The organism is Streptomyces sp. NBC_00414 (genome assembly GCF_036038375.1).
Lineage (GTDB): Bacteria > Actinomycetota > Actinomycetes > Streptomycetales > Streptomycetaceae > Streptomyces.
This window is the reverse complement of sequence record NZ_CP107935.1, coordinates 8,920,487-8,942,351: the sequence shown is the minus strand read 5'-3', so window position 1 is coordinate 8,942,351 and position 21,865 is coordinate 8,920,487. Positions and strand designations below refer to the sequence as shown.

Genomic DNA, 21,865 nt, shown 5'->3' with positions numbered 1-21,865 from the left:
AGTGTGGATGTCGGCACCGGCTCGGGGAACACCCCGGAACCGCCCGGTTCCACGTGTTCCGTACGGACGAGGCCTGGGCCGAGCGGTCCGCGCACCCGCCGCCGAACGCGGTGACAGCAGACCGGCCCGCACCACCTGGAGGTACCCGTGGACAGCGCCGACGGCTGGGGAGACGATGTCTACCAGCCCGACGGATCCGAGGTTCAGGACGACGCCGGACTGCTCGACGCCGAGGACACACTCGAAACGGACGGTGTGAGCGACCCTCTGGATCGCGGCTGGTCACCTCCCGAACGTCCCTGGGCGGTGGAACGCAAAGACGTGACAGCGGCCGAGCGCCACCGCGGCGAGACCCTCGACGAACGTCTCGCGGAAGAACTTCCGGACATCGCGGCCCCCGACGGCGACGGCATCGGAGACTGTCCCGACTCTGACGGCGAGCCCCTGGACAACGAAGTGGGCACCATCCGCTCCGGACGTCTCGTGGCCCCCGGAGAAGGCGCGCACGAGGACGACGAGAGCGGGCTGATCGCCACCGACGTGGGCATCGACGGAGCGGCCGCCTCGGCGGAGGAGGCCGCCATGCACATCGTCGACGAGGACTCCGTGTCCGGCTGACCTCGACTCCTGCCCCGCCCTGTCCCCGCACCCCTCCCTCAGGCAAGGAGCACTCATGAAGCAGGACAAGCACCCCGACTACCACTCCGTCGTCTTCCGCGACCGCGCGGCCGGGTACGCCTTCCTGACCCGCTCCACCGCGGCCAGCGACCAGACCATCGAGTGGGACGACGGCCAGACGTACCCCGTCGTGGATGTGGAGATCTCCTCGGAGAGCCATCCCTTCTACACGGGCACGGCCAGGACCGTGGACACCGAGGGACGGGTCGCCCGCTTCGAGAAGCGGTACGGCAGTGGGGGCCAGGACAAGGCGTCGAGCGGGGGCGACGTGGAGTGACCCGGTCGGGACGGGTGCCTCCCCGCGCCGGACGGGTTCTGCCCAGCGGCAGGTGACGGCGGTGGCGGGCTGTCGGTCGGCGGCTGTACCCGTCCCCTCGCCCCGGCCGGTCGGCTTCAGATGAAGTTGAGCGCGGCCGCGCCGCCCACCCCGCCCAGCACCATGAACGCGGGCATCAGCACCTTCAGCTCCACCCAGCTGCCCGCCCTGAAGCGCAGCACCTTGGGCGGCCCGATCGGGTACCAGCGCTTGCGGCCGACCGGGATCGGCCACAGTATCGGGCAGCCCGACACCGTCAGCGCGTCCCCGATGTCGTGAACCAGCGCCCCGAGGACGATCGGCAGTCCGAGCCACAGGTATTCCTGGCCCGGCTCCGTGAAGAGCCAGTCGGCGCCGTTGCCCGGCTTGTCCAGCACTCCCGCGATGATCCACGCACTCGTCGCGGCCAGCAGCCAGACCAGGACGTCGGAGCTGGAGCCACGCGTCGCCCGCCACAGCAGCCCCTCGATGGCGAGCACCATGTGGACGAACAGCAGCGCCAGCACCGCCCAGCGGCCTCCCGTGATCGCGAGGACCGACGCTCCGGCGCCGATCAGCACCGCCCACAGCCAGGTGTGCGTAAGGGTCCGGTGGCCACCGGACCGGCTCGGGTCGCCGGGCTTCTTCGTCCCCTTGTAGACGGCGTACGAGAGCTTGTCGACGATCTCGCACAGGCCCCGGGAGACGGGTCCGAAGGCCCGCGAGATCGTGGCGGCCTTGTGATCCAGATCCGGGGCGAGCGCGGCACCCGCGCAGATCAGCGCGCCGGCCACCAGGACCGGCCAGGGCATCGTGTGGCCGGCGGCGGCCGCTGCCGCTCCGACGCCCAGCCAGGCCGCCGCCCCGGACAGTGAGTGTGCTGGTCCCATCATGGCCGTGCCCCGCCCCATTCCTCTTGTACTGACTGCCAGTTGCCCGAGTGAGCTGACACCTGGTCGGCGACACAGCGTAGCGTTCGTGATCTTCGGCCTCGCATCCGATTCCCTCATCGGGTGGGATGACAGGCAAGATGGGTGTGTGACCCTTATCGATCAGCTGCCGCAGACCGCAGATCCCGACGCCCTCTACGAAGCCTTCGAGTCGTGGGCCGGGGAACGCGGTCTCACCCTCTATCCCCACCAGGAGGAGGCGCTGATCGAGGTGGTCTCGGGTGCGAACGTGATCGTCTCGACGCCCACCGGGTCCGGCAAGAGCATGATCGCCGCGGGTGCGCACTTCGCGGCGCTCGCCCGTGACGAGGTCACCTTCTACACGGCGCCGATCAAGGCGCTCGTCTCGGAGAAGTTCTTCGAGCTGTGCAAGATGTTCGGTACCGAGAACGTCGGCATGCTGACCGGCGACGCGTCCGTGAACGCCGACGCCCCGGTCATCTGCTGTACCGCCGAGGTTCTGGCGTCGATCGCGCTGCGCGACGGCAAGCGGGCCGACGTCGGCCAGGTCGTGATGGACGAGTTCCACTTCTACGCCGAGGCCGACCGCGGCTGGGCCTGGCAGATCCCGATCCTCGAACTGCCGCAGGCTCAGTTCATCCTCATGTCGGCGACGCTCGGCGACGTCTCGATGTTCGAGGAGGACCTGACCCGGCGGACCGGTCGTCCCACCTCGGTGGTCCGCTCGGCGACCCGTCCTGTCCCTCTCTCCTACGAGTACAAGCTGACGCCACTCACCGAGACGCTCACCGAGCTTCTTGAGACGAGGCAGGCGCCCGTCTACATCGTGCACTTCACCCAGGCCCAGGCCGTGGAGCGGGCGCAGGCACTGATGAGCATCAACATGTGCACGCGTGAGGAGAAGGACCAGATCGCCGCGCTGATCGGCAACTTCCGCTTCACCACCAAGTTCGGCCGTAACCTCTCCCGCTACGTACGGCACGGCATCGGTGTGCACCACGCCGGCATGCTGCCCAAGTACCGCCGCCTGGTGGAGAAACTGGCGCAGGCCGGCCTGCTGAAGGTCATCTGCGGCACGGACACCCTCGGTGTCGGCGTCAACGTGCCCATCCGCACCGTCCTGTTCACCGCTCTGGCGAAGTACGACGGCACTCGCGTACGGACGCTGCGCGCGCGGGAGTTCCACCAGATCGCGGGCCGGGCCGGCCGGGCCGGCTTCGACACGGCGGGCTTTGTCGTGGCGCAGGCTCCCGAGCATGTCGTGGAGAACGAGAAGGCCCTCGCCAAGGCAGGCGACGATCCGAAGAAGCGCCGCAAGGTGGTGCGCAAGAAGGCCCCGGAAGGCTTCGTGGGCTGGACGGACAACACGTTCGAGAAGCTGATCTCGTCCGATCCGGAACCGCTGACCTCGCGCTTCCGGGTCACTCACACGATGCTTCTGTCCGTGATCGCCCGGCCCGGCAACGCCTTCGCCGCGATGCGTCATCTGCTGGAGGACAACCACGAGCCGCGCAAGCAGCAGCTGCGCCACATCAGGCGGGCGATCGCCATCTACCGCTCGCTCCTCGACGGCGGGGTCGTGGAGAAGCTCGACACTCCGGACGCGGAAGGGCGCATCGTGCGCCTCACCGTCGACCTGCAGCAGAACTTCGCTCTCAACCAGCCTCTGTCGACCTTCGCCCTTGCCGCGTTCGAGCTCCTGGATCCCGAATCGCCTTCTTACGCCCTGGACATGGTGTCCGTCGTGGAGTCCACGCTGGACGACCCGCGGCAGATTCTCGCCGCCCAGCAGAACAAGGCTCGCGGTGAGGCCGTGGGGGCGATGAAGGCGGACGGTGTCGAGTACGAGGAGCGCATGGAACGGCTCCAGGACGTGTCGTACCCCAAGCCGCTGGAAGAGCTGCTCTTCCACGGGTACGACACCTACCGCAAGAGCCACCCGTGGGTGGGCGACCATCCCCTCTCCCCGAAGTCCGTCATCCGGGACATGTACGAACGGGCGATGACCTTCACCGAGTTCGTGTCCCATTACGAGCTCGCCCGCACCGAGGGCATCGTGCTCCGCTACCTGGCGAGCGCCTACAAGGCCCTTGACCACACCGTCCCGGACGACCTGAAGTCGGAGGACCTGGAGGACCTGATCGCCTGGCTCGGCGAGATGGTGCGTCAGGTCGACTCCAGCCTCCTCGACGAGTGGGAACAGCTCGCCAACCCCGAGGTGATGACGGCCGAGGAGGCTCAGGAGCGGGCCGACCAGGTCAAGCCGGTCACGGCCAACGGGCGCGCCTTCCGGGTCCTCGTCCGCAACGCCATGTTCCGGCGCGTGGAGCTCGCCGCCCTCGACCATGTCTCGGAACTCGGCGAGCTGGACTCCGAGGCCGGCTGGGACGCCGATGCCTGGGGCGCGGCGATGGACGACTACTGGGACGAGTACGACGACCTCGGCACCGGCCCCGACGCGCGTGGCCCCAAACTCCTGCAGATCGAGGAGCAGCCGGAGAACGGTCTGTGGCGAGTCCGGCAGACGTTCGCCGACCCGAACGGCGATCATGACTGGGGCATCAGCGCGGAGATCGACCTCGTGGCCTCCGACGCCGAGGGACGTGCCATCGTCAAGGTCACCGCCGTCGGCCAGCTGTGAGCACAGGAGAACGCGACACATGACGAACCCAGCGGAACGACTCGTCGATCTGCTCGACCTGGAGCAGATCGAGGTCAACATCTTCCGTGGCCGCAGCCCGGAGGAATCCCTGCAGCGGGTCTTCGGCGGACAGGTGGCGGGCCAGGCCCTGGTCGCCGCCGGCCGTACCACGGACTCGGAGCGGCCCGTGCACTCACTGCACGCGTACTTCCTGCGTCCGGGCCGGCCGGGCGTGCCCATCGTGTACCAGGTCGAACGGATAAGGGACGGGCGGTCGTTCACCACGCGCCGCGTCACCGCCGTGCAGCAGGGCCGCACGATCTTCAATCTGACCGCCTCCTTTCACAAGCCTGAGGTAGGGAGCTTCGAGCACCAGCTGCCGCCGGCCCGTGAGGTCCCGGATCCCGAGTCGCTACCGAGCGTCACTCAGGAGATCAAGGAACATCTGGGCGTACTCCCCGAGACGCTGGAGCGCATGGCCCGGCGCCAGCCCTTCGACATCCGCTACGCGGACCGGTTGCGCTGGACTCCCGAGGAGATCGAGAACGCCGAACCGCGCAGCGCCGTGTGGATGCGCGCCGTCGGACCTCTGGGCGACGACCCGCTGGTCCACACCTGCGCGCTCACCTATGCGAGCGACATGACTCTCCTGGACGCCGTCCGAATCCCGGTGGAACCCCTCTGGGGCCAGCGCGGTTTCGACATGGCTTCCCTGGACCACGCCATGTGGTTCCACCGGCCGTTCCGCGCCGACGAGTGGTTCCTGTACGACCAGGAGTCCCCGATCGCGACGGGTGGCCGAGGGCTGGCCCGGGGCCGGATCTATGACCTGGAGGGACGCCTGCTTGTCTCCGTCGTCCAGGAGGGGCTGTTCCGCAAGCTCGAAAGCTGACCGGGCGCGTGCGTGGGTCGTGTCAGGGGTTTCTGCGTCGCAGCCAGCCGAGGAGGCCCTTGGGTCGTTCCGGCTCGTCGATCACGTGTGACGCCTCGGCAGTTCGTCGCGCGTGGGGAGTTCGTTGCGGGTCGGTAGTTCGTCGCGGCTCGGCCGGAGGTCGCCCTTCGGCGGGGTGCCATGGCTCGGCTGGATGGCGTTCCTCGGCCGGGTGCCGTGCCTCGGTCGGCCGTCGTGCTTCGGAGGGATGCAGCGATTCGACCGGACGCCGTGCTCCCGCCGACTGCAGTGCTTCGGCCTGACGCCGTACGCCGGGGGGATGCAATGCTTCGGCCGACCGTCGCCGGTCCGTCGGTCGCCGTTGCTCGGCAGGTCGTTGCCGCTCGGCCGGACGTCGCACTCCGGTTCCGGACGGGTGCCGCAGCTTGGTGGCCCGCCGTAGCTCAGCGAGCTGTCGGTGCTCGGTAGGCACCCGGTGGTTCGCGAGATGGGCCGACCGGTCGTGGCCCATCTCCTGGATCACGGGCTTCGTCGTCGGTCGCGGTGCTGCTCGGTGCTCGCGCGCCTCGTCGAGTCCGTTCGCCAAGTCGGCCCGGAGCCAGCTGATCTCGTCCGGATCCGCCGCTGTCATGATCCGGGCGGTGATTCGGCCGACGGGTGTGTCGGGCGCGCCGCGGGGGTTCGGTTCGGGCTGATACCGGTCCAGGTAAGCCCGCTCATAGGGGTCGGTGACGGTCTCGGCGACCTGGCCGGGATCGAGCAGCGATGCCGCGGCCGCGGCACGGGCCCATGGATCCTCGGTCTGCCGAAGCAGGAAGCCGAGGTGCCGTCCTCGCCAGTTCCGGGCCCGCAGATCCAGGCCCTCTTCCAGTTGGCCGCGAAGCCCCTCGGGCAGACGGCCGTTCAGTAGCGGCGCGTTCTTCTCGTCCTCGGCGAACCGCCGCAGCTCCTCGGCCAGATACAGCCACACCACAGCCCTGTAGCGGTTCAAATAGAACTTTACGGGCGTCACAAGGCCCAGACGGGCGAAACGCGTGAAACGAGCGGTCGTGACGTCCATGAGGGCCGCGCCTTCCGAGGTCCCCACCGCTTTGATCCGTTCCCGCAAGGCCTCCGGGAAACCTTCCTCCGACCTCACCCTCTCGATCTCCGCGCAGGTGACGCGGCGTCCTCCGCCACCTTCGTCGGGCGTCGTGCGGATGCGCCCGAGCCGTACGGCGAGGTCGAACTCGCCTCGCTTGAGCCCAAGCTCTCGGGCGGCGCGGCTCTGGACGTATGTCGTCGGCGAGGCCGGGGCGACTGCCGCGTTCGTGGTGACGGCGGACGCGGTGGCGGCGAACGGGTCCCCGACACCGACAGGGCCTTTCGAGCCGGACATGACGGACTGCGTGATGGTGTTGCCGGACATGGTGGTTCTCCCCCGTGCAGCGATGTGCGCTTGCGTGCGCTTGCTTCGAGAAAAACCGTAGCCGGTTCGCCGCATGTCGCGTCGGGCCTGTGGATAACCTCGATCGCGATGACGTCTGCGCAGGTCAGATGTCTATGGAGGGTGAGTGTTCCGGATGTCGGGCATCGACGTGGAGATGCTCACCGACGCGATTGACGAGCAGCGTCATCTCGTACGCGACCTGGCCGATGTCGGCCTCGGCCGCACTGAGCACGCACAGACAGCTGCCGGTGCCGGCTGCCGTGACGAAGAGCACCGCGTCATCGAATTCGATCATGGTCTGACGGACTCGGCCCGCGCCGAAGTGCCGGCCCGAGCCCTTGGCCAGGCTGTGCAGGCCCGATGAGACGGCGGCGAGATGTTCGGCGTCCTCCCGCCTCAGACCTGTGCTCGCCCCGGTCACCAGCCCGTCGTTGGAGAGCACGAGTGCGTGGCGTATGTGCTCGACACGCTGGGTCAGGTCGTCGAGCAGCCAGTCAAGTCCCCGGTTCTCCGCCATGATCCGTCTCCCCGTGATGATTGGCTCCCCCGGGCCGGAGGATCCGATCGACCAGCCTTCCCCACCGTCGCCGTCCGAGCAAGGAGGATAGGGGCATGGCACACAAGATGACCGATGAGGAATGGCGGGCGTTCGTCTCGCACGGAACCCGCACTGGCAAGTTGTCGACCGTCCGGGCCGACGGACGCCCGCATGTGGCGCCGATCTGGTTCGTGCTCGACGGCGACGACCTGGTCTTCAACACGGGGAAGGACACCGTCAAGGGGCGGAATCTGGCCCGGGACGGCCGAGTGGCCCTGTGCGTGGACGACGACCGGCCTCCGTACGCGTATGTCGTCGTGCAGGGGCACGCCCGGATCTCGGAGGACCTCGACGACGTCCGGCTGTGGGCGGGACGGATCGGCAGCCGGTACATGGGCGCGGAGCGCGCCGAGGAGTTCGCGGCACGCAATGGCGTACCCGGCGAACTCCTCGTACGGCTGCGGATCGAGAAGGTTCTCGCGGAGGCCTCGGTCTCCGACTGAACGGGCCGCCGGAGCGCTAGGCCGGCCGCGCGTCAGCGGACCGAGTCGAGGAGCCGGGCGGTGTGCATCCGTCCGGCGTACTCGACGAGACGTACCAGCACCTCCTTTCCCGAGTCGCGGTCACGGGCGTCGCAGAGCACCACGGGTGTCCCCTGGTCGAGGTCGAGCGCCCGTGACACTTCGTGGGCGCCGTACGTGCGTGCGTCCGTGAAGCAGTTGACCGCCACCACGAAGGGGATGTGCCGGTGCTCGAAGTAGTCCACTGCCGGGAAACAGTCCTCAAGCCGCCGCGTGTCCGCGAGGACGACGGCGCCTAGGGCTCCTTGCGCCAGTTCGTCCCAGAGGAACCAGAACCTGTCCTGTCCGGGCGTTCCGAACAGGTAGAGCGACAGGCCGGACCTGATGGTGATGCGCCCGAAGTCCATGGCGACGGTCGTCGTGACCTTCTGGTCCACGCCGCCGGTGTCGTCCACCGACTGGCCGGCCTCGCTCAGCAGTTCCTCGGTGCGCAGCGGCCTGATCTCGCTGACCGCGCCCACCAGGGTGGTCTTGCCGACGCCGAAGCCGCCGGCGACGAGGATCTTCAACGCCAGGGCGGCCGTCTCACCGCTGGTGGCATCGGAGTGTTCAGGGGCCATCGATCACTTCTCTCGGGATTGCCGGTAACGGTCGACGTCGGTACGTGGGATGGCGTCCATCGTCTACAGGGCCCTCAGCCCGTCGATGACCTCGCGCAGGATGCGCTCGTCGGGCAGGCGCGCGGGCGGCACGGGGCGGCTGACCGTCACGCAGCCGAGCTCCAGCAGGTCGCCCAGGAGTACGCGCACCACGCCCACGGGCAGGTCTGTGTCCGCGGCCAGTTCGGCGACCGACTGGGTCTCGGCCCGGCAGAGTTCGATGAGGGCCCGGTGCTCAGGACCGAGTGCGGTGTCGGCGCCGGTCTCGGGTGCCCCGGTGTCGAGTGTGACGAGTGCTATCAGGTCGAAGCGCACCCCGGTGGGTCCTGGCTCGGTGCGTCCGCCCGTCATGGCGTACGGGCGGACGAGCGGCCCGGCCTCGTTGTCGTACCACTGGCTGCCCGGCTGCTCGGTGCTGACTGCCCGGTCCTCGGTCATGCCCGCCGTCCCCTCGCTCACCCGGCCGCGGGCGGACGGGCGGCCGCGCGCGGAGCCGAGTAGAGGTGTTCGCCCACGCGTCTGACCAGGCGTGCCATCTCGTAGGCGATCAGGCCGATGTCGGCCGTGACGGTGCTCAGGACGGCGAGGCAGGAGCCGTCGCCCGCGGCCACCACGAACAGGAAGCCCTCGTCCATCTCCACCATGGTCTGGCGAACCCCGCCTGCGCCGAAGTGGCGACCGGCTCCCTTGGCCAGACTGTGGAAACCGGAGGAGACCGCGGCGAGATGCTCCGCGTCCTCGCGTCTGAGGCCGGTGGACGCGCCCACCGCGAGCCCGTCGTTGGAGAGCACGACGGCATGCCTCACCTCGGCGACCCGCAACACCAGGTCGTCCAGCAGCCAGTCGAGTTCGCCGGGCCGGTCCGCGGCCCCCATACCCGGATCCTGGATCATGCGGGGTCTCCTTCGTTGCTGTCGCTGCCCCCTGCGGGGCCGGGCGTGGCTCGGAGACCGGAGGAACGGCCGCCGCCGCGGGCCCACCCGGCGCGGTAGGCCGCCATCCGGTCCCGTACCGCTTCGGGGGTGCGCTCGGCGTCGTCCCGGTGACGCGCCGCGTCCGCGGGCTCTTCGGCGCGTTCTTCGCGCAGTTGCGGGGCGAGATTGGCCTGTCGTACGCGTCGCGGGAGTTCGTCGGAGGGCTCCGCACCGGGACCACCGGGACGTCCACGAGCACCGGTATCGGCACCGGTATCGGCGCCCGCGTCGGCATCGGCATCGGCATCGGCATCGGCATCGGCGGAACGGTGCAGGCGCAGGGTGATCACCTCGGGTGGGGAGCCGTCGTGCGAGCCGTCCGCCGACGCCTCCGCCGGGGCGGCCACGGGCGAGACGAGTGCGGCTCGCTCGATGCGGGCCTCCACGGGGTCATGTCGAGAGGAAACGGAATCCTGTCGAGGGGCGGGACCGGGCACGCGCGCGTACTCGCGTCCGGCAGAACGTTCGGCAGGAGGCTGGGCAGGACGCTGGGCAGAACGTTCGGCAAGTCGTCCCGCGGGCCGTCCCACAGGTCGCTCCGCGTTCGCGCGACCCGCACCGGAACGTTCCTCCGCACTCGTGTGCAACAGCGCGGTGGGAAGCAGGACCACCGCGGTGGTGCCTCCGTAGGGCGAGGTCCGCAGGTGCACCTTGATGCCGTGGCGGGCGGCGAGCCTGCTCACCACGAAGAGGCCGAGTCGGTCGCTGTCGAACAGGTCGAGTGCCTGGGACCGCTCGATACGGCGGTTGGCCTCGACGAGGGTCTCCTTGCCCATGCCCAGTCCCCGGTCCTCGACCTCCACGGCGTATCCGTTGCCGACCGGCTCGCCGGTGACCCGCACCCTGGTGTGGGGCGGGGAGAACTGAGCGGCGTTCTCGACGATCTCGGCCAGCAGGTGCGTGAGGTCGGCGATCGCGGCTCCGACGACCAGGGTCTCCGGGAGTTGTCGTACCTCCACGCGCGCGTAGTCCTCGACTTCGGAGACGGCGGCGCGCACCACGTTCGTCAAGGAGACCGGCATACGCCAGGCCCGGCCGGGGGCCGCTCCCGAGAGGATGATCAGGCTCTCCGCGTGGCGTCGCATCCGCGTCGTGAGGTGTCGAGCCGAAAGAGGTCGCTCAGCTCGTTCGGGTCCTCGGAGCGGCGCTCCATGCTGTCCAGAAGCGTGAGTTGTCGGTGGACGAGAACCTGACTGCGACGGGCGAGGTTGACGAAGACACCGGAGATGCCACCTGCCAGCTCCGCGCGTTCGACGGCCGCGTGCAGGGCGGCGCGGTGCACGGTGGTCAGGGCTTCCGCGACCTGCCCCGCCTCGTCCTCGGCGGGCGGGCCCGGCGGTGCCTCGGCATGGACGTCGATCTCCTCTCCGGCCCGCAGTTTCCGCATGGCGTGCGGCAGTTTGTGCCGGGCGATCTCCAAGGCGCTGTTGCGCAAGGTCACCAGTTCGACGACGAGGCCGCGTCCGATGCGCACGGAGATGAGCAGGGAGGCGGCCACGGCTGCGAGCCCCAGGAGGACCGCGGCACCGGCGGGTGAGAACAGGCCGCGCCGCAGGGGGTCGGCCCGGTCCGCGACGTCACGGCCGGCGTCCGCCTCGATGGTCCGCATGTCGTCCTGCACGCGTGCGTGGGCCGCGTTCCAGGTCTCCCCGGGCGAGGACTGGAGGGCCTGCGCGCCGGGCGGGGTGGTGAGCGCCTTGTCCTCGACGGCGGTCATGTCGGCGTACGCACGGCTTTCCACGAGCTTCTGCCAGGCGGCTCGTTCCGGTCCGCCGAGATCGGCGACGGCGGAGTCGGTGAGCAGCCTGCGCGTGTCGACCGCGCCGGTGAACATCCGCAGCCGCCGGCCGTCGAGGGTCCCTGCGAGGCGGGCGCCGGCGAGTACCGCGTCCTCCTGTGCCAATGCCTCTCCCGCGCGGGAGAACTCCAGCAGTACGCGCGCTTCGGAGCCGATTTCCGCGTCCTGGATGCCGGTGAGTGCTCCGCCCACGCCGAAGGCCGTCGTGATGGTCCCGGTGTATCCCTTGTACGTCTCGTCCCAGCCGGTCCTGTGGTCGAGTACGGCGGTCCGCAGGGAGCGGAGCCGTTCCGCGCCGGTCACGAAGGTTTCGAGGCGTCCTGCCACTCCGGCGGGCAGTTCCACGCTGTCGGCGACGGTGCTGCCGCCTCCGAGCCGGAGTTCCGCCACGGCCCGGTCGGTGCGTGCGGCCAGGTTCTTGAGGTCGGTCTCCCGTTCGGCCGAGGGGCGTGTGGCATAGCGGACGGCCGCCACTCGTTCGTCCTGGAGCGCCGCGACGGACGCGGCGACCGGGGCACGTACCTGGGCGTCCACCCGCTGCAACTGCCGCAGCCGTGAGACGTCCTGGGCCGTGGTGACGGTGGCGTGCGCCCAGAGGGCGAGCAGGGAGACCACCGGGACCATGAGCAGGCAGACGATCTTCGCTCGCACGGTGCGGGGCCGCGGACTCCAGCTTCTCGCGCGCGTGGACGGGTCCTTCGGCTCCGTGTCGGCGGATTCCTCGGGTCCGGATTCTTCGTCGGCCGGCGGTCCGGCATGCGCGCGACGGCCCCGCACCGGGGCTGTCGACGACTGCGCGCCGCCTGTCGGGGTCCTTCGGGATGTACGCATGGCCTCCTCGCTCGCTGTGATTCGGTGGGCGCGTCCGCCGGACCGCCGGTCCGGGATCGCCGCTAGCGGGCGGCGCTCTCGACGGGCCGCTGCGCCGCCTCGGAGGCCTCGCGCTCGCCCGCTGTCGGGGAGAGCGCGACGAACGCCGACGTGAGGAAGAGATAGGACCCGAGGCCGACGGCGAGGGGGAAGATGAACTGCATCGCCGTGGCCCCGGACAGGGCTTCCCCGGAGGGTGTGACGTGGACGCCGACCGCGATCATCCCGGTGTAGTGCATGCTGCTGACCGCCCCGCCCATGACGAGCGAGGCGACTGCGACGGCGCTCGGCGAGCTGATGTTGAGCGCCGCCCACAGGGCCGCGGTCGCCGCGACCACGGCGATGGCGACGGAGACCCCGACGAGCAGCGGGTCGTAACTCACGGCGCCGTGCAGGCGCAACGCGGCCATGCCCAGGTAGTGCATGCTCGCCACGCCGATCCCGGTGGTCAGCCCGCCGAGGACGAGCGCGCGGCCCCGGTCACGGCCGTAGCCCACGGCGAAGACTCCCGCACCGACGACGACCATCGCGACGAGCAGGCTGAGCATGGTCAGTGGCACGTTGTAACGGATGTCGGTGCCGCTCACACCGAAGCCGAGCATCGCCACGGAGTGCATGGTCCAGATGCCTGTGCCGATCGAGGAGGCCGCGGTGAGCAGCCAGTTGCGGCGCGACCGGCCGGTGGCGCCGAGCGCGCGGACCGTGCAGCGCAGCCCGAGGGCGGCGCCGATGGATGCCATGACGTACGACAGCACGGGGGTCAGCCAGCCGAAGGTGGCGTGGTCCAGGTGTCCCATGGCTCCGGGACGCTAGTCCGGCCCGAGGCTCACAGAGGGGGCGCCTTTCGAAAGCTGTTGCAATATGGCGAAGAGGTGCGGGGGAACGATCGCGTCACGCTCGAACGTGTGCACCGCCTCGTGTTTCGCGTCGCCGTTCGATCGCTTCGCTCGCCGTGCGAGGTGAGGCCAGGAGATGCGATGCGAGATCATGCGGTGCATGACCGACGACCACACGCATGTCCAGGAGTTCTTCTCGGCCCGCGCGGCCGGCTGGGACGACCGGTTTCCCGACGACGGCCCGGCGTACGCGGCAGCCGTCTCCGAAATGGGGCTGCACGAAGGCGATCGCGTGCTCGACGCGGGCTGCGGCACGGGACGCGCTCTGCCGCCTCTCAGGGACGCCGTGGGTACCTCCGGGACGGTCCTCGGAGCGGACCTGACGCCGGCCATGCTGGAGGCGGCGGCGCGGGCGGGCCGTGACCGGGCAGGTCGGTTGCTCCTCTCCGACGTGTCGCGGTTGCCGCTGCGCGCGGAATCGCTCCATGCCGTCTTCGCGGCCGGCCTCATCGCGCATCTTCCGAACCCCGCGGAGAACCTGCGGGAGTTGGCTCGGGTCGTTCGGCCCGGCGGGGTCCTGGCGCTCTTCCACCCGATCGGCCGGGCCGCCCTCGCGGCGCGCCAGGGACGGCAGATCACCCCGGACGACCTGCGCGCGGAGGCCAACCTCGGCCCGCTACTCTCCGCCTCCGGCTGGCGCATGACGTCTTACGTGGACGAGGACGACCGGTTCCTCGCACTGGCCGCGCGCCGCCCCTGAAAGCGGCGCTCAGGACGGTCCTGACCGCTCAACCGCCGGGAGTCGCCCGCATCGCTCATCCGCGAAAGATCGCCCGGATCTTCCGTAACGCCCGGAATGGTCGTAGCCCGCAGGAAGCCGCTGCGCTTCAGGCAGCACACACGCGTGGCCACTGTCGAGGTAGACGCCTTCCTCCTGGGAGGCGATTTCGCTGCGGGCCGTGGCTGCGTGGCTGCGTGGCTGCGGCCCATGATCGGCACGCTCGAAAAGGGCATTCCGTGAGGCTTCACGACACCGCCCCCTTCTGGTGTCGAAGATTCAACTCTACGTTGAACAGAGACAGATGGGCGATGACCGAAGAACCAGCACACGGGGGAAGGTGGCCCGAATGTCCGGCACGATGGCCAGGCTCTGGAAGTTCTTTTCACGCCCACGACCGGCCGAGTCCCGGCCCCCCGCCCCACCGGCCAAGCGTCATCCGAAGAAGCAGACGCACAACCTGTTCGAAGCCGCGGCGGCCTATGTGGCGGCGGGTGTCGAGGACGACCAGGACGGGGTCGACGAGGCCGCGACCTGGGTGTCACCGGAAGCCCTTTCGTTCGGCGTGAACGAGTTGGCCTGCCGGGCCGTCATCGCGCTCGCGCGGGAACGCGACGAGTCGCCCACCGCGGTGGCCCGGACGCTCCTCGGCCTGCCGGGCACCTGACGGCGACGGAGGGCGGGCAGGTCGCCGCATCCTGGTGTCTCGATGCGCGTCGCCCCGACCGGGGGCGAGACCGAGCCGGGGCGAAAGCGGAACCGGCGCGACCGCTGGTGCTCGTTTCTCCCCCGTCCAGGAAGAGGGGTGCGGCTCCCTGCACGATCCGACCCCGTGACAACAGCCGCGACGCGCATTAGGGTGCGCCGACGGATGAAGCGATGGGGAGGCTGGGATGGCCGGGACGGACGATGTGGCCGAGGCCGTCGCCACCGAGGACGACGACGCACTGTATGTACTGACGGCGGTGCTCCTTACGCCGGCGCAGTTCCCCAGCGTGCTGGGCGACGACTACCCGGAGGCCTGCGCCGCACTCGGCCTCGCACCTCTCGCCGACGGGTACGGCCTGGTGCTGGGGCAGGACAGCGACGGAGCGCGGTGGACCGTCGTCATCGACGACGTCTCGCTGGTGGCCGTCGCCATCGCCTCCTGGGACTGCGGTATGGAGTACGACCTGTCGCCGGATGATCGCTCGATGGTGGCGGCGCTGCCCGGGTGGCCGCTCGCCGTGGCGGTCGCGGCGCCCGGTGTGCCCGCCCCGCACGATCCCGCACCCGACATCGCGGAGCAGGCACCGCTGTGCCCGCCGGACGCGTCCACCTGGGGCGCGGCTCAGCGGCGCCTCGGCGCGGACGAAATCGCACTCCAGTGGGCCACCTGGCGTGAACAGATCGACGAGACCGAGTTCGCCGTCTCGGCGGACGAGAAGACCGCTCCGAATGACGGGACCGCCCAAGCCGACGAGAACGGGGGCGGTGGCCGGGCGCCGCTCAGCGGCGTCCAGCGCGTTCTCTCCGAAGCACACTCGTACGTGGCCGCTCCCCCGCCGCTCGGCCGCGTGCGCTCGTCCTTCGCCCCGGGGGACGCGCGGACGCTCCGCGCCGACGGTCCCGGCTGGTCGTTGGTGGCACGGACCGACGACATCGCCTTCGTCCTGCTCGACGAGAAGCCCGGAGAGATCCTTCCGGTCGGCCGCGGGCCCGAGTTGCCCGGCCTGCTGGAGGCTCTGGACAAGATGGCCGTACGCCCGAACTGAGCCCGGCCACCCAGGTCCGGCTGGGTGCCTCGCCCGGCGCACTCACCGGTCGCGGGAGTGCGGCACGCATCACCAACTGCGGAAGTGCGGCGTGCACCCACCGGCTTCGGGAGTGCAGCACGCAGCCGCCCGTGGACCACACCATCGGCAGGCCCACGAGCGGCGACGCAGTCATCTCCTGCGTTCCGGAAGAGACCCGTGCTCCGGACCGGTGGAGATCTGCGCTCCGGAGGAGAAGAGACCTAGCGGGTGGCGCCTCAGCGACCGAGCTCCTTGCGGCCGACACGGCGCAGCCTGCGCCGCTGTGAGGGGTCCAGCGTCAGATACGCCGCCGCGGGAACTCCCAGGACGATCAGAAGGGCAGCCCACCAGGGCAGCCAGAAGAGCAGGATGATGCCGACCGCGACACCGCCTGCGGCTATCTTCGCGTTCCTTGACATGTGCGTAGCCTCCTTAGCGGCCACTGCCGCTCTCTGTCCTGAGAACGGACCCGCGCTCCCGGCGGTTCCGGACCGCGACCCTGATACGACCCTGAGGCGCACCCCCTACTCGACCCTGAGAGGCTCGCCGACCTCGTACATGTGCCGCAGTGCCTGACGGTAGGAGTCCACGAGCCCCGCCTCGACGTAAGGGATACCCAACTCCCGGCAGTGAGCGCGCACCAGGGGCTGGACGAGCTTGAGATGGGGGCGGGGCATGCTCGGGAACAGATGGTGCTCGATCTGATAGTTGAGACCGCCGAGGAACCAGTCTGTCAGGAACCCTCCGCGGACGTTGCGCGAGGTGAGCACCTGGCGACGGAGATGACCCCATCCCTCGCCGTCGGGGTCGGGCATCTCCATGCCTTTGTGGTTCGGCGCGAAGGCCATGCCAAGGTGCAGCCCGAAGAGTGCCTGGTGGATCGCGGCGAACGAGGGCCGTGCCCAACGGCATGGAGCTCAGCAGCAGAGTCGCGTACGCGGCAAGATGCGCGACCAGCAGGGACGCCTCGACCAGGCGTTCACGCGGAGGCCGCCGACGCAGGTCCTGGAAGCCGTGGATCTTCAGAGCGACGCCTTCGAGGAGCGTGAGCGGGAAGAAGAGCCACGCCTGATAGCGGGTGAGCCAGCGCCGGAAGCCGGTGCGGTCCGCCGTCTGCCCGCTGGTGAAGACCAGCACGTCGGCTTTGACGTCGGGGTCCTTGTCGATGTGGTTGGGGTTGGCGTGGTGCCGGTTGTGTTTGTCGTTCCACCAGCCATAGCTCAGGCCCAGCAGCAGATTCGCGTGGACGAGTCCGATCGCTCGGCCCATCGACCGGTCGCCGGTGATCTGTGCGTGGCCCGCGTCGTGGCCTATGAAGGCCGCGCGGCCGCACAGTACGGCGAACACCGGTGCCAGGAGCAGCACCCACCAGGAGTGGCCGATCAGGACGACGCCTGTGACGACGGCTGCCAGGGCGAGCGCGTTGCCGGCAATGGTGAGCGCGTACCAGCCTTGCCGACGGTTCAGGAGTCCCTGGCCTTTGACCATGCGCAGGAGTGGGGTGAACTCACTGGCGGCAGCGACCCTGGAGGGCGGCTCCGCCACGACTGTGGCGACTTCGGGCATGGCGGAACTCCGGATCTCTGAGGGGAGCGGGCGGGGCGGACAACTGGTTCTGCCTGGCCTGGCCCGGCTGTAGAAACGTACGGATCAGCGACCGCCGGAGACCATGGCGCCACCACCCGGGTCCGGCCGGGGGAAAGCTCGCCCGCGGGGTGGACCTGACACCACTCCCGGCGCGAAGTGACCGGCATCACAGAGCAGGCGCTTGGCTCATCCATTACCGCGCTGTACCCTCGGCGACCTCGACCCCTGGTAGTCAAGTTTGAGGAACACGCTCATCGCTGTGCAGAGGATTCCTGTACCGTCCCCCGCCGAGATCTCCGAACTGGCCCGTTGCTGCGCTGTATTCGTCCCCGCCGACCCGGCCCGAACGGGCGGCGTCGCCTTCTGGCTGCCCGACGGCGAAGAGCCTCCTGCCCTCGGCACCGATTCCGGATCCGTTCTCGGATCTGATTCCGGATCTGATTCCGGATCTGATTCCGGATCTGATTCCGGATCTGATTCCGGATCTGATTCCGGATCCGACTCAAGTGCCGTCTCTGGCCCTGATGCCGGTTCCGGTTCCAGTTCCGGTTCCGGTTCCGTGGAGGAGCTGATCGTCGTCCTTCCCGGTGAGGACGGTGTCGAGTTGGTGACGGTGACGGCCGTCGTGCTGCCGATGCGGGCCGCACTCCCGGTCCTCACAAGCGCGCGTGCCGCTCCACAGGCCCACGCGGCGACCGCCTTCTGGGGTGCCGCGGCCGTACTCGCGCTGCAACTCGCCGCGCGCGGCCTGCTGCTGCCCGGCTTGAGCGCCGGTGACCACGACGCATGGCGCGCGGGCCCCCTGGGCTCTCGGGACCTGGAGCGCATCCGTGAGCTGGGCGCCGCGATGCCGCCGCACGCCCACGCGGTGCCAGTCGACGAGACCGAGCCGCTGCGGCTGCCCGATCCGGAGTGGCTGCTGCGCGCCTTCCTCGACGCCGTCGCCGACACACTGCCACGCTCCCCCGCGGCAACGCTCGCCGCGGGCGGAGCGGCCTTCGCCGCCCCCGAACCGCAGCACGTGCCAGAGCACCGCGCGTGGGCGGCCGATGTCGCGGCGGGGCACGACGCCGGCGTACGGATCTCGCTGCGTGTCGAGGTTCCGGGTCTCGCGTCGGCCGTGTCGGACGAGAACCGGCTGCCGTTCCGTGCGGTGCTGCAACTGCACAGCGTCAGCGATCCGGCCCTGCTGGCGGACGCGGCCGAGGTGTGGAGCGGGTCGAGCCCGGCCTTCGGCCCGCGCGCGCGGATGGATGCCCTGCTCGCGCTGCGCCGCGCCGCTCGGGCCTGGGCCCCGCTCACTCCCCTGCTGTCGGCGACCGTGCCCGACGCGATCGAACTAGCCGACGAGGAGGTCACCGAACTCCTGGGCGAGGGAGCACGATCACTCACAGCCGCCGGCGTGGAGGTGCACTGGCCCAGGGAACTGGCCCACAAGCTGACGGCCCGCGCGGTCGTCGGACCCCCGGACGACGAGCAGAGCGGGAACGGGTCCGTCTCGGACACGCCCTCCTTCCTGTCGGCCGACGCGCTTCTGACGTTCTCCTGGTGGTTCGCGCTGGGTGACCAGCAACTGACACGCGATGAACTGGACCGACTCGCCGAGGCGAACCGCCCCATGGTCCGACTGCGTGACCAGTGGGTCCTCGTCGATCCGCAGGAGCTGCGCCGCGCCCGTGACCAGCAGGACCGCAAGCTGACGCCCGTCGACGCGCTGAGCGCCGTTCTCACGGGCTCCACGGAGGTCGACGGCCGCAGGGTCGACGTGCGGCCCACGGGGTGGCTGGCGATGCTGCGGGAGCATCTGTCGGACCCGGAGGGACAGGAGCCGGTCGGGCAGCCTCCCGCGCTGGCCGCGACCCTGCGCGACTATCAGCTCCGCGGGCTCAACTGGCTGGCCCGGATGACGTCCTTGGGGCTGGGAGGCTGTCTCGCGGACGACATGGGTCTGGGCAAGACCATCACTCTCATCGCGCTGCATCTGCACCGGCAGGCCGACGAGGGCGTGGCGGGCCCCACACTCGTCGTCTGTCCGACGTCCCTCATGGGCAACTGGCAGCGCGAGATCGAGAGGTTCGCTCCGGGCACTCCCGTCCGTCGCTTCCACGGGGCTCGACGGAATCTGGAGGGGCTGGCCGACGGCGAGTTCGTCCTCACGACCTACGGCACCATGCGGCTCGACACGGCACGCCTGGCGGACGCTTCGTGGGGCATGGTCGTCGCGGACGAGGCACAGCACGTGAAGAACCCGTACTCGGACACGGCCCGGCAGTTGCGGACGATCGACGCACGCGCGCGTGTGGCGCTCACCGGAACGCCGGTGGAGAACAACCTCTCCGAGCTGTGGGCGATCCTCGACTGGACGACACCTGGTCTGCTGGGCCGGCTCGGCACGTTCCGCAACCAGTACGCGAAGGCTGTCGAGGGCGGGCAGGATCCAGGGGCGGCGGACCGGCTCGCCCAGCTCGTGCGGCCGTTCCTCCTCCGTCGGCGCAAGTCCGATCCCGGCATCGCACCGGAGCTTCCGCCGAAGACGGAGACCGACCGGGCCGTGTCCCTCTCCAAGGAACAGGCGGGTCTGTACGAGGCCGTGGTCCGCGAGACCCTCGCGGAGATCGCGGGCGCCGACAGCATGGCGCGGCGCGGACTGATCGTGAAGCTCCTCACCGGGCTCAAACAGATCTGCAACCACCCGGCGCAGTACCTCAAGGAGGACCGGCCGAGGATCGCCGGGCGCTCCGGAAAGCTGGAGCTGCTGGACGAATTGCTCGACACCATCCTCTCCGAGGGGGCCTGCGTTCTGGTCTTCACGCAGTACGTGCGCATGGCGCGCCTGATCGAGCGCCATCTGAGCGCGCGTGGTGTGCACTCGCAGTTCCTGCACGGAGGTACCCCGGTCCCGGAGCGCGAGGCCATGGTGGAGCGCTTCCAGGACGGCCAGGTACCCGTCTTCCTGTTGTCGTTGAAGGCCGCGGGCACGGGCCTCAACCTGACGCGGGCCGAGCATGTAGTGCACTACGACCGCTGGTGGAACCCGGCCGTCGAGGCCCAGGCCACCGACCGCGCGTACCGCATCGGCCAGACCAGGCCGGTCCAGGTGCACCGGCTGATCGCCGAGGGAACGATCGAGGACCGCATCGCGGACATGCTGCTGCGCAAACGGGAGTTGGCGGACGCGGTCCTCGGATCCGGGGAGTCGGCCCTCACCGAACTGACCGACGCGCAACTGGCCGACCTGGTGGAACTGCGAGGAGGCGCCCGATGAGCGATCCGTACGAGAACACTCCGGAGCGCACCTTCGCCGCCCTGCCGCCCGCGCACGGCCGGGGCTTCGCCCAGAGCTGGTGGGGGCAGGCCTGGCTCAAGGCGCTGGAGGACGCCACGCTGGACTCGCAGCAGCTGAAGACGGGCCGCAGGCTCGCCCGCGCGGGAGCCGTGGGGGCCGTCTCGGTGCGCCCTGGGCGCGTCACCGCGGTGGTCAAGGACCGCGACCGCACGGCGCATCGCGCGGACGTCCTGCTCCAGGAGCTGTCCGAGGAGCAGTGGGACCGGTTCCTGGGCATGGCGGTCGAGCGGGCGGGGCACATCGCGGCACTGCTCGACCGCGAGATGCCGCCGCATCTGGTCGAGGACGCGGCGACCGCCGGCGTCGAACTCCTGCCTGGCCTGGGCGATCTGGAGGCGGAGTGCGACTGCGACGCGTGGGACCACTGCGGTCACACCGCCGCGCTCTGCTACCAGGTGGCGCGACTGCTGGACCAGGATCCGTTCGCGCTGCTTCTCCTGCGCGGGCGTGGGGAACGGGAACTCCTCGACGAGTTGCAGCTGCGCAGCGTCCCCCGGACCGAGACCGCCGAGGTGCGGCAGGAGACGTACGAGGGCGTGGACGCCGCCGAGGCGTACGCGGCGGGGGAGATCCTGCCGCCACTGCCCGAACCGCCCGCCGTGCCCGCGGAACCTGGCCTTCCGCCGTCACTGGACACGGAGACCGAACCCGCGCCCGGGGTCGATCCGGCCGCGCTGGAGTTCCTGGCGGCGCAGGCCGCCTGTGAGGCTCACCGGCTGCTCGTCGACGCGCTCAGGACGGGCCACGAACAGCGCGCCGCGGAGGTAGGCCTGACGCCTGCGCAGGATGCCGTGCGGCTGGCCTCGGGCGGGCCCGAGGTCCGGGTGGCGGCTCGACTCGCCGAAGGGTCGGGGCGCGACCGCGAAGCTCTGGCGCTCGCGGCCCGTTCCTGGGAGTACGGGGGTGCGGCCGGACTCGACATACACGAGGCGGACGTGGTGGTGGAGGCGGAAACGCTCGCACGCGCGCGTGCCGCCCTGGAGTCCGCCTGGGAGGAGGGCGAGCGGCCCGTCCTGCGGGCGTCCCGCAACCACTGGACCGTTGTCGGCGGACAGACCCAGCTCCGGTTGGGTCCGGACGGCCGCTGGTGGCCGTACCGCAAGGAACGGGGCCGCTGGGCTCCCGTCGGACCGGCTTCCCAGGACCCGGCGACGGCACTGGCCCTGGCCGACGGGCGAGAGTGACATCGAGTCGAGGGACGACAGTGGCATCGGGCTGAGGGGGACAGAGGCATCGGGTTGAGGGACAGGCCCGGCACGGCCGCGTCCGCTGGATGAGCGCTGGACGCCCGGCGTTCATCCAGCGGCCGTACGGCGTTCGGCGCGAGGGCGAAATCT

17 protein-coding genes and 3 pseudogenes are annotated in these 21,865 nt (G+C 70.1%); 10 read left to right on the top strand and 10 right to left on the bottom strand.

The genetic code is table 11. The features are described 5' to 3' along the window. Positions 1-147: 147 nt before the first annotated feature. Positions 148-618: a DUF5709 domain-containing protein gene (locus OHS59_RS38550; protein WP_328497954.1), complete on the top strand. Its 471-nt coding sequence runs from the start codon at positions 148-150 to the stop codon at positions 616-618. A gap of 55 nt (positions 619-673) precedes the next feature. Next, positions 674-955, top strand: a complete 282-nt coding sequence (locus OHS59_RS38545; RefSeq protein WP_328497953.1) for a type B 50S ribosomal protein L31 — start codon at positions 674-676, stop codon at positions 953-955. A 116-nt stretch (positions 956-1,071) separates the two neighbouring features. Here the strand turns inward: OHS59_RS38545 and OHS59_RS38540 are convergent, their stop codons facing one another. After that, on the bottom strand, positions 1,072-1,866 hold the full coding sequence (locus tag OHS59_RS38540) for a metal-dependent hydrolase (RefSeq protein WP_328497952.1): 795 nt from the start codon (positions 1,864-1,866) through the stop codon (positions 1,072-1,074). A gap of 145 nt (positions 1,867-2,011) precedes the next feature. Between OHS59_RS38540 and OHS59_RS38535 the strand changes: the two genes are divergently transcribed. Together OHS59_RS38535 and OHS59_RS38530 are read left to right on the top strand one after the other, a co-directional pair. Next, positions 2,012-4,525 carry a DEAD/DEAH box helicase gene (locus tag OHS59_RS38535; protein WP_328497951.1) on the top strand — a complete coding sequence of 838 codons (2,514 nt, stop codon included), beginning with the start codon at positions 2,012-2,014 and terminating at the stop codon, positions 4,523-4,525. Positions 4,526-4,544: 19 nt separating this feature from the next. After that, a complete protein-coding gene (locus OHS59_RS38530; RefSeq protein ID WP_328497950.1) occupies positions 4,545-5,417 on the top strand; it encodes an acyl-CoA thioesterase in 873 nt (290 codons plus the stop codon). A 526-nt stretch (positions 5,418-5,943) separates the two neighbouring features. Here the strand turns inward: OHS59_RS38530 and OHS59_RS38525 are convergent. Beyond that, positions 5,944-6,825 (bottom strand): annotated as a pseudogene (locus OHS59_RS38525) (DUF6397 family protein); the annotation flags it as partial. A 124-nt stretch (positions 6,826-6,949) separates the two neighbouring features. Further along, a complete protein-coding gene (locus OHS59_RS38520) occupies positions 6,950-7,363 on the bottom strand; it encodes a roadblock/LC7 domain-containing protein (protein WP_107018871.1) in 414 nt (137 codons plus the stop codon). Between the two features lie 95 nt (positions 7,364-7,458). On the opposite strand from OHS59_RS38520, the gene OHS59_RS38515 reads away from it, so the two are divergent. Further along, positions 7,459-7,887, top strand: coding sequence for a PPOX class F420-dependent oxidoreductase (locus tag OHS59_RS38515; protein WP_328497949.1), 429 nt, complete (start codon positions 7,459-7,461; stop codon positions 7,885-7,887). 32 nt (positions 7,888-7,919) lie between these two features. Here OHS59_RS38515 and OHS59_RS38510 read toward each other — a convergent pair whose 3' ends face one another. From OHS59_RS38510 to OHS59_RS38490, 5 genes and pseudogenes are all read right to left on the bottom strand, one after another. Then, positions 7,920-8,525, bottom strand: a complete 606-nt coding sequence (locus tag OHS59_RS38510) for a GTP-binding protein (protein WP_328497948.1) — start codon at positions 8,523-8,525, stop codon at positions 7,920-7,922. Between the two features lie 63 nt (positions 8,526-8,588). Continuing rightward, positions 8,589-9,002 carry a DUF742 domain-containing protein gene (locus tag OHS59_RS38505; protein WP_328497947.1) on the bottom strand — a complete coding sequence of 138 codons (414 nt, stop codon included), beginning with the start codon at positions 9,000-9,002 and terminating at the stop codon, positions 8,589-8,591. A gap of 17 nt (positions 9,003-9,019) precedes the next feature. Beyond that, positions 9,020-9,457, bottom strand: coding sequence for a roadblock/LC7 domain-containing protein (locus tag OHS59_RS38500; protein ID WP_328497946.1), 438 nt, complete (start codon positions 9,455-9,457; stop codon positions 9,020-9,022). Then, positions 9,454-12,167 (bottom strand): annotated as a pseudogene (locus OHS59_RS38495) (sensor histidine kinase). The gene OHS59_RS38500 and the pseudogene OHS59_RS38495 overlap by 4 nt, the downstream one beginning before the upstream one ends. Positions 12,168-12,229: 62 nt before the next feature. Continuing rightward, positions 12,230-13,003: an MHYT domain-containing protein gene (locus OHS59_RS38490; RefSeq protein ID WP_328497945.1), complete on the bottom strand. Its 774-nt coding sequence runs from the start codon at positions 13,001-13,003 to the stop codon at positions 12,230-12,232. 199 nt (positions 13,004-13,202) lie between these two features. Here OHS59_RS38490 and OHS59_RS38485 point away from each other — a divergent pair, with 199 nt between their 5' ends. The 3 genes from OHS59_RS38485 (at position 13,203) to OHS59_RS38475 (ending at position 15,574) form a co-directional block, all read left to right on the top strand. Continuing rightward, positions 13,203-13,802, top strand: a complete 600-nt coding sequence (locus tag OHS59_RS38485; protein WP_443061567.1) for a class I SAM-dependent methyltransferase — start codon at positions 13,203-13,205, stop codon at positions 13,800-13,802. A 367-nt stretch (positions 13,803-14,169) separates the two neighbouring features. Next, on the top strand, positions 14,170-14,487 hold the full coding sequence (locus OHS59_RS38480) for a hypothetical protein (protein WP_328497944.1): 318 nt from the start codon (positions 14,170-14,172) through the stop codon (positions 14,485-14,487). Between the two features lie 226 nt (positions 14,488-14,713). Then, on the top strand, positions 14,714-15,574 hold the full coding sequence (locus OHS59_RS38475; RefSeq protein WP_328497943.1) for a hypothetical protein: 861 nt from the start codon (positions 14,714-14,716) through the stop codon (positions 15,572-15,574). 257 nt (positions 15,575-15,831) lie between these two features. On the opposite strand, the gene OHS59_RS38470 is transcribed toward OHS59_RS38475, so the two are convergent. Then, positions 15,832-16,014 (bottom strand): hypothetical protein, encoded by a 183-nt coding sequence (locus tag OHS59_RS38470; RefSeq protein ID WP_210891122.1) that lies wholly within the window; start codon positions 16,012-16,014, stop codon positions 15,832-15,834. A 105-nt stretch (positions 16,015-16,119) separates the two neighbouring features. Beyond that, positions 16,120-17,161, bottom strand: a pseudogene (locus OHS59_RS38465) (acyl-CoA desaturase). A gap of 580 nt (positions 17,162-17,741) precedes the next feature. Here OHS59_RS38465 and OHS59_RS38460 point away from each other — a divergent pair. Next, positions 17,742-20,447 carry a DEAD/DEAH box helicase gene (locus tag OHS59_RS38460; RefSeq protein ID WP_328497941.1) on the top strand — a complete coding sequence of 902 codons (2,706 nt, stop codon included), beginning with the start codon at positions 17,742-17,744 and terminating at the stop codon, positions 20,445-20,447. Next, on the top strand, positions 20,444-21,712 hold the full coding sequence (locus OHS59_RS38455; RefSeq protein ID WP_328497940.1) for an SWIM zinc finger family protein: 1,269 nt from the start codon (positions 20,444-20,446) through the stop codon (positions 21,710-21,712). Before OHS59_RS38460 ends, OHS59_RS38455 begins: the two co-directional genes overlap by 4 nt. Positions 21,713-21,865 lie beyond the last annotated feature (153 nt).

What these genes read in the sequence shown, in the direction of transcription:
- OHS59_RS38505 (WP_328497947.1), bottom strand. Translation starts at nt 9,002, where the DNA reads ATGACCGAGGACCGGGCAGTCAGCACCGAGCAGCCGGGCAGCCAGTGG.
- OHS59_RS38545 (WP_328497953.1), top strand. Translation starts at nt 674, where the DNA reads ATGAAGCAGGACAAGCACCCCGACTACCACTCCGTCGTCTTCCGCGAC.
- OHS59_RS38490 (WP_328497945.1), bottom strand. Translation starts at nt 13,003, where the DNA reads ATGGGACACCTGGACCACGCCACCTTCGGCTGGCTGACCCCCGTGCTG.
- OHS59_RS38520 (WP_107018871.1), bottom strand. Translation starts at nt 7,363, where the DNA reads ATGGCGGAGAACCGGGGACTTGACTGGCTGCTCGACGACCTGACCCAG.
- OHS59_RS38480 (WP_328497944.1), top strand. Translation starts at nt 14,170, where the DNA reads ATGTCCGGCACGATGGCCAGGCTCTGGAAGTTCTTTTCACGCCCACGA.
- OHS59_RS38515 (WP_328497949.1), top strand. Translation starts at nt 7,459, where the DNA reads ATGGCACACAAGATGACCGATGAGGAATGGCGGGCGTTCGTCTCGCAC.
- OHS59_RS38500 (WP_328497946.1), bottom strand. Translation starts at nt 9,457, where the DNA reads ATGATCCAGGATCCGGGTATGGGGGCCGCGGACCGGCCCGGCGAACTC.
- OHS59_RS38485 (WP_443061567.1), top strand. Translation starts at nt 13,203, where the DNA reads ATGACCGACGACCACACGCATGTCCAGGAGTTCTTCTCGGCCCGCGCG.
- OHS59_RS38530 (WP_328497950.1), top strand. Translation starts at nt 4,545, where the DNA reads ATGACGAACCCAGCGGAACGACTCGTCGATCTGCTCGACCTGGAGCAG.
- OHS59_RS38455 (WP_328497940.1), top strand. Translation starts at nt 20,444, where the DNA reads ATGAGCGATCCGTACGAGAACACTCCGGAGCGCACCTTCGCCGCCCTG.
- OHS59_RS38475 (WP_328497943.1), top strand. Translation starts at nt 14,714, where the DNA reads ATGGCCGGGACGGACGATGTGGCCGAGGCCGTCGCCACCGAGGACGAC.
- OHS59_RS38540 (WP_328497952.1), bottom strand. Translation starts at nt 1,866, where the DNA reads ATGATGGGACCAGCACACTCACTGTCCGGGGCGGCGGCCTGGCTGGGC.
- OHS59_RS38510 (WP_328497948.1), bottom strand. Translation starts at nt 8,525, where the DNA reads ATGGCCCCTGAACACTCCGATGCCACCAGCGGTGAGACGGCCGCCCTG.
- OHS59_RS38470 (WP_210891122.1), bottom strand. Translation starts at nt 16,014, where the DNA reads ATGTCAAGGAACGCGAAGATAGCCGCAGGCGGTGTCGCGGTCGGCATC.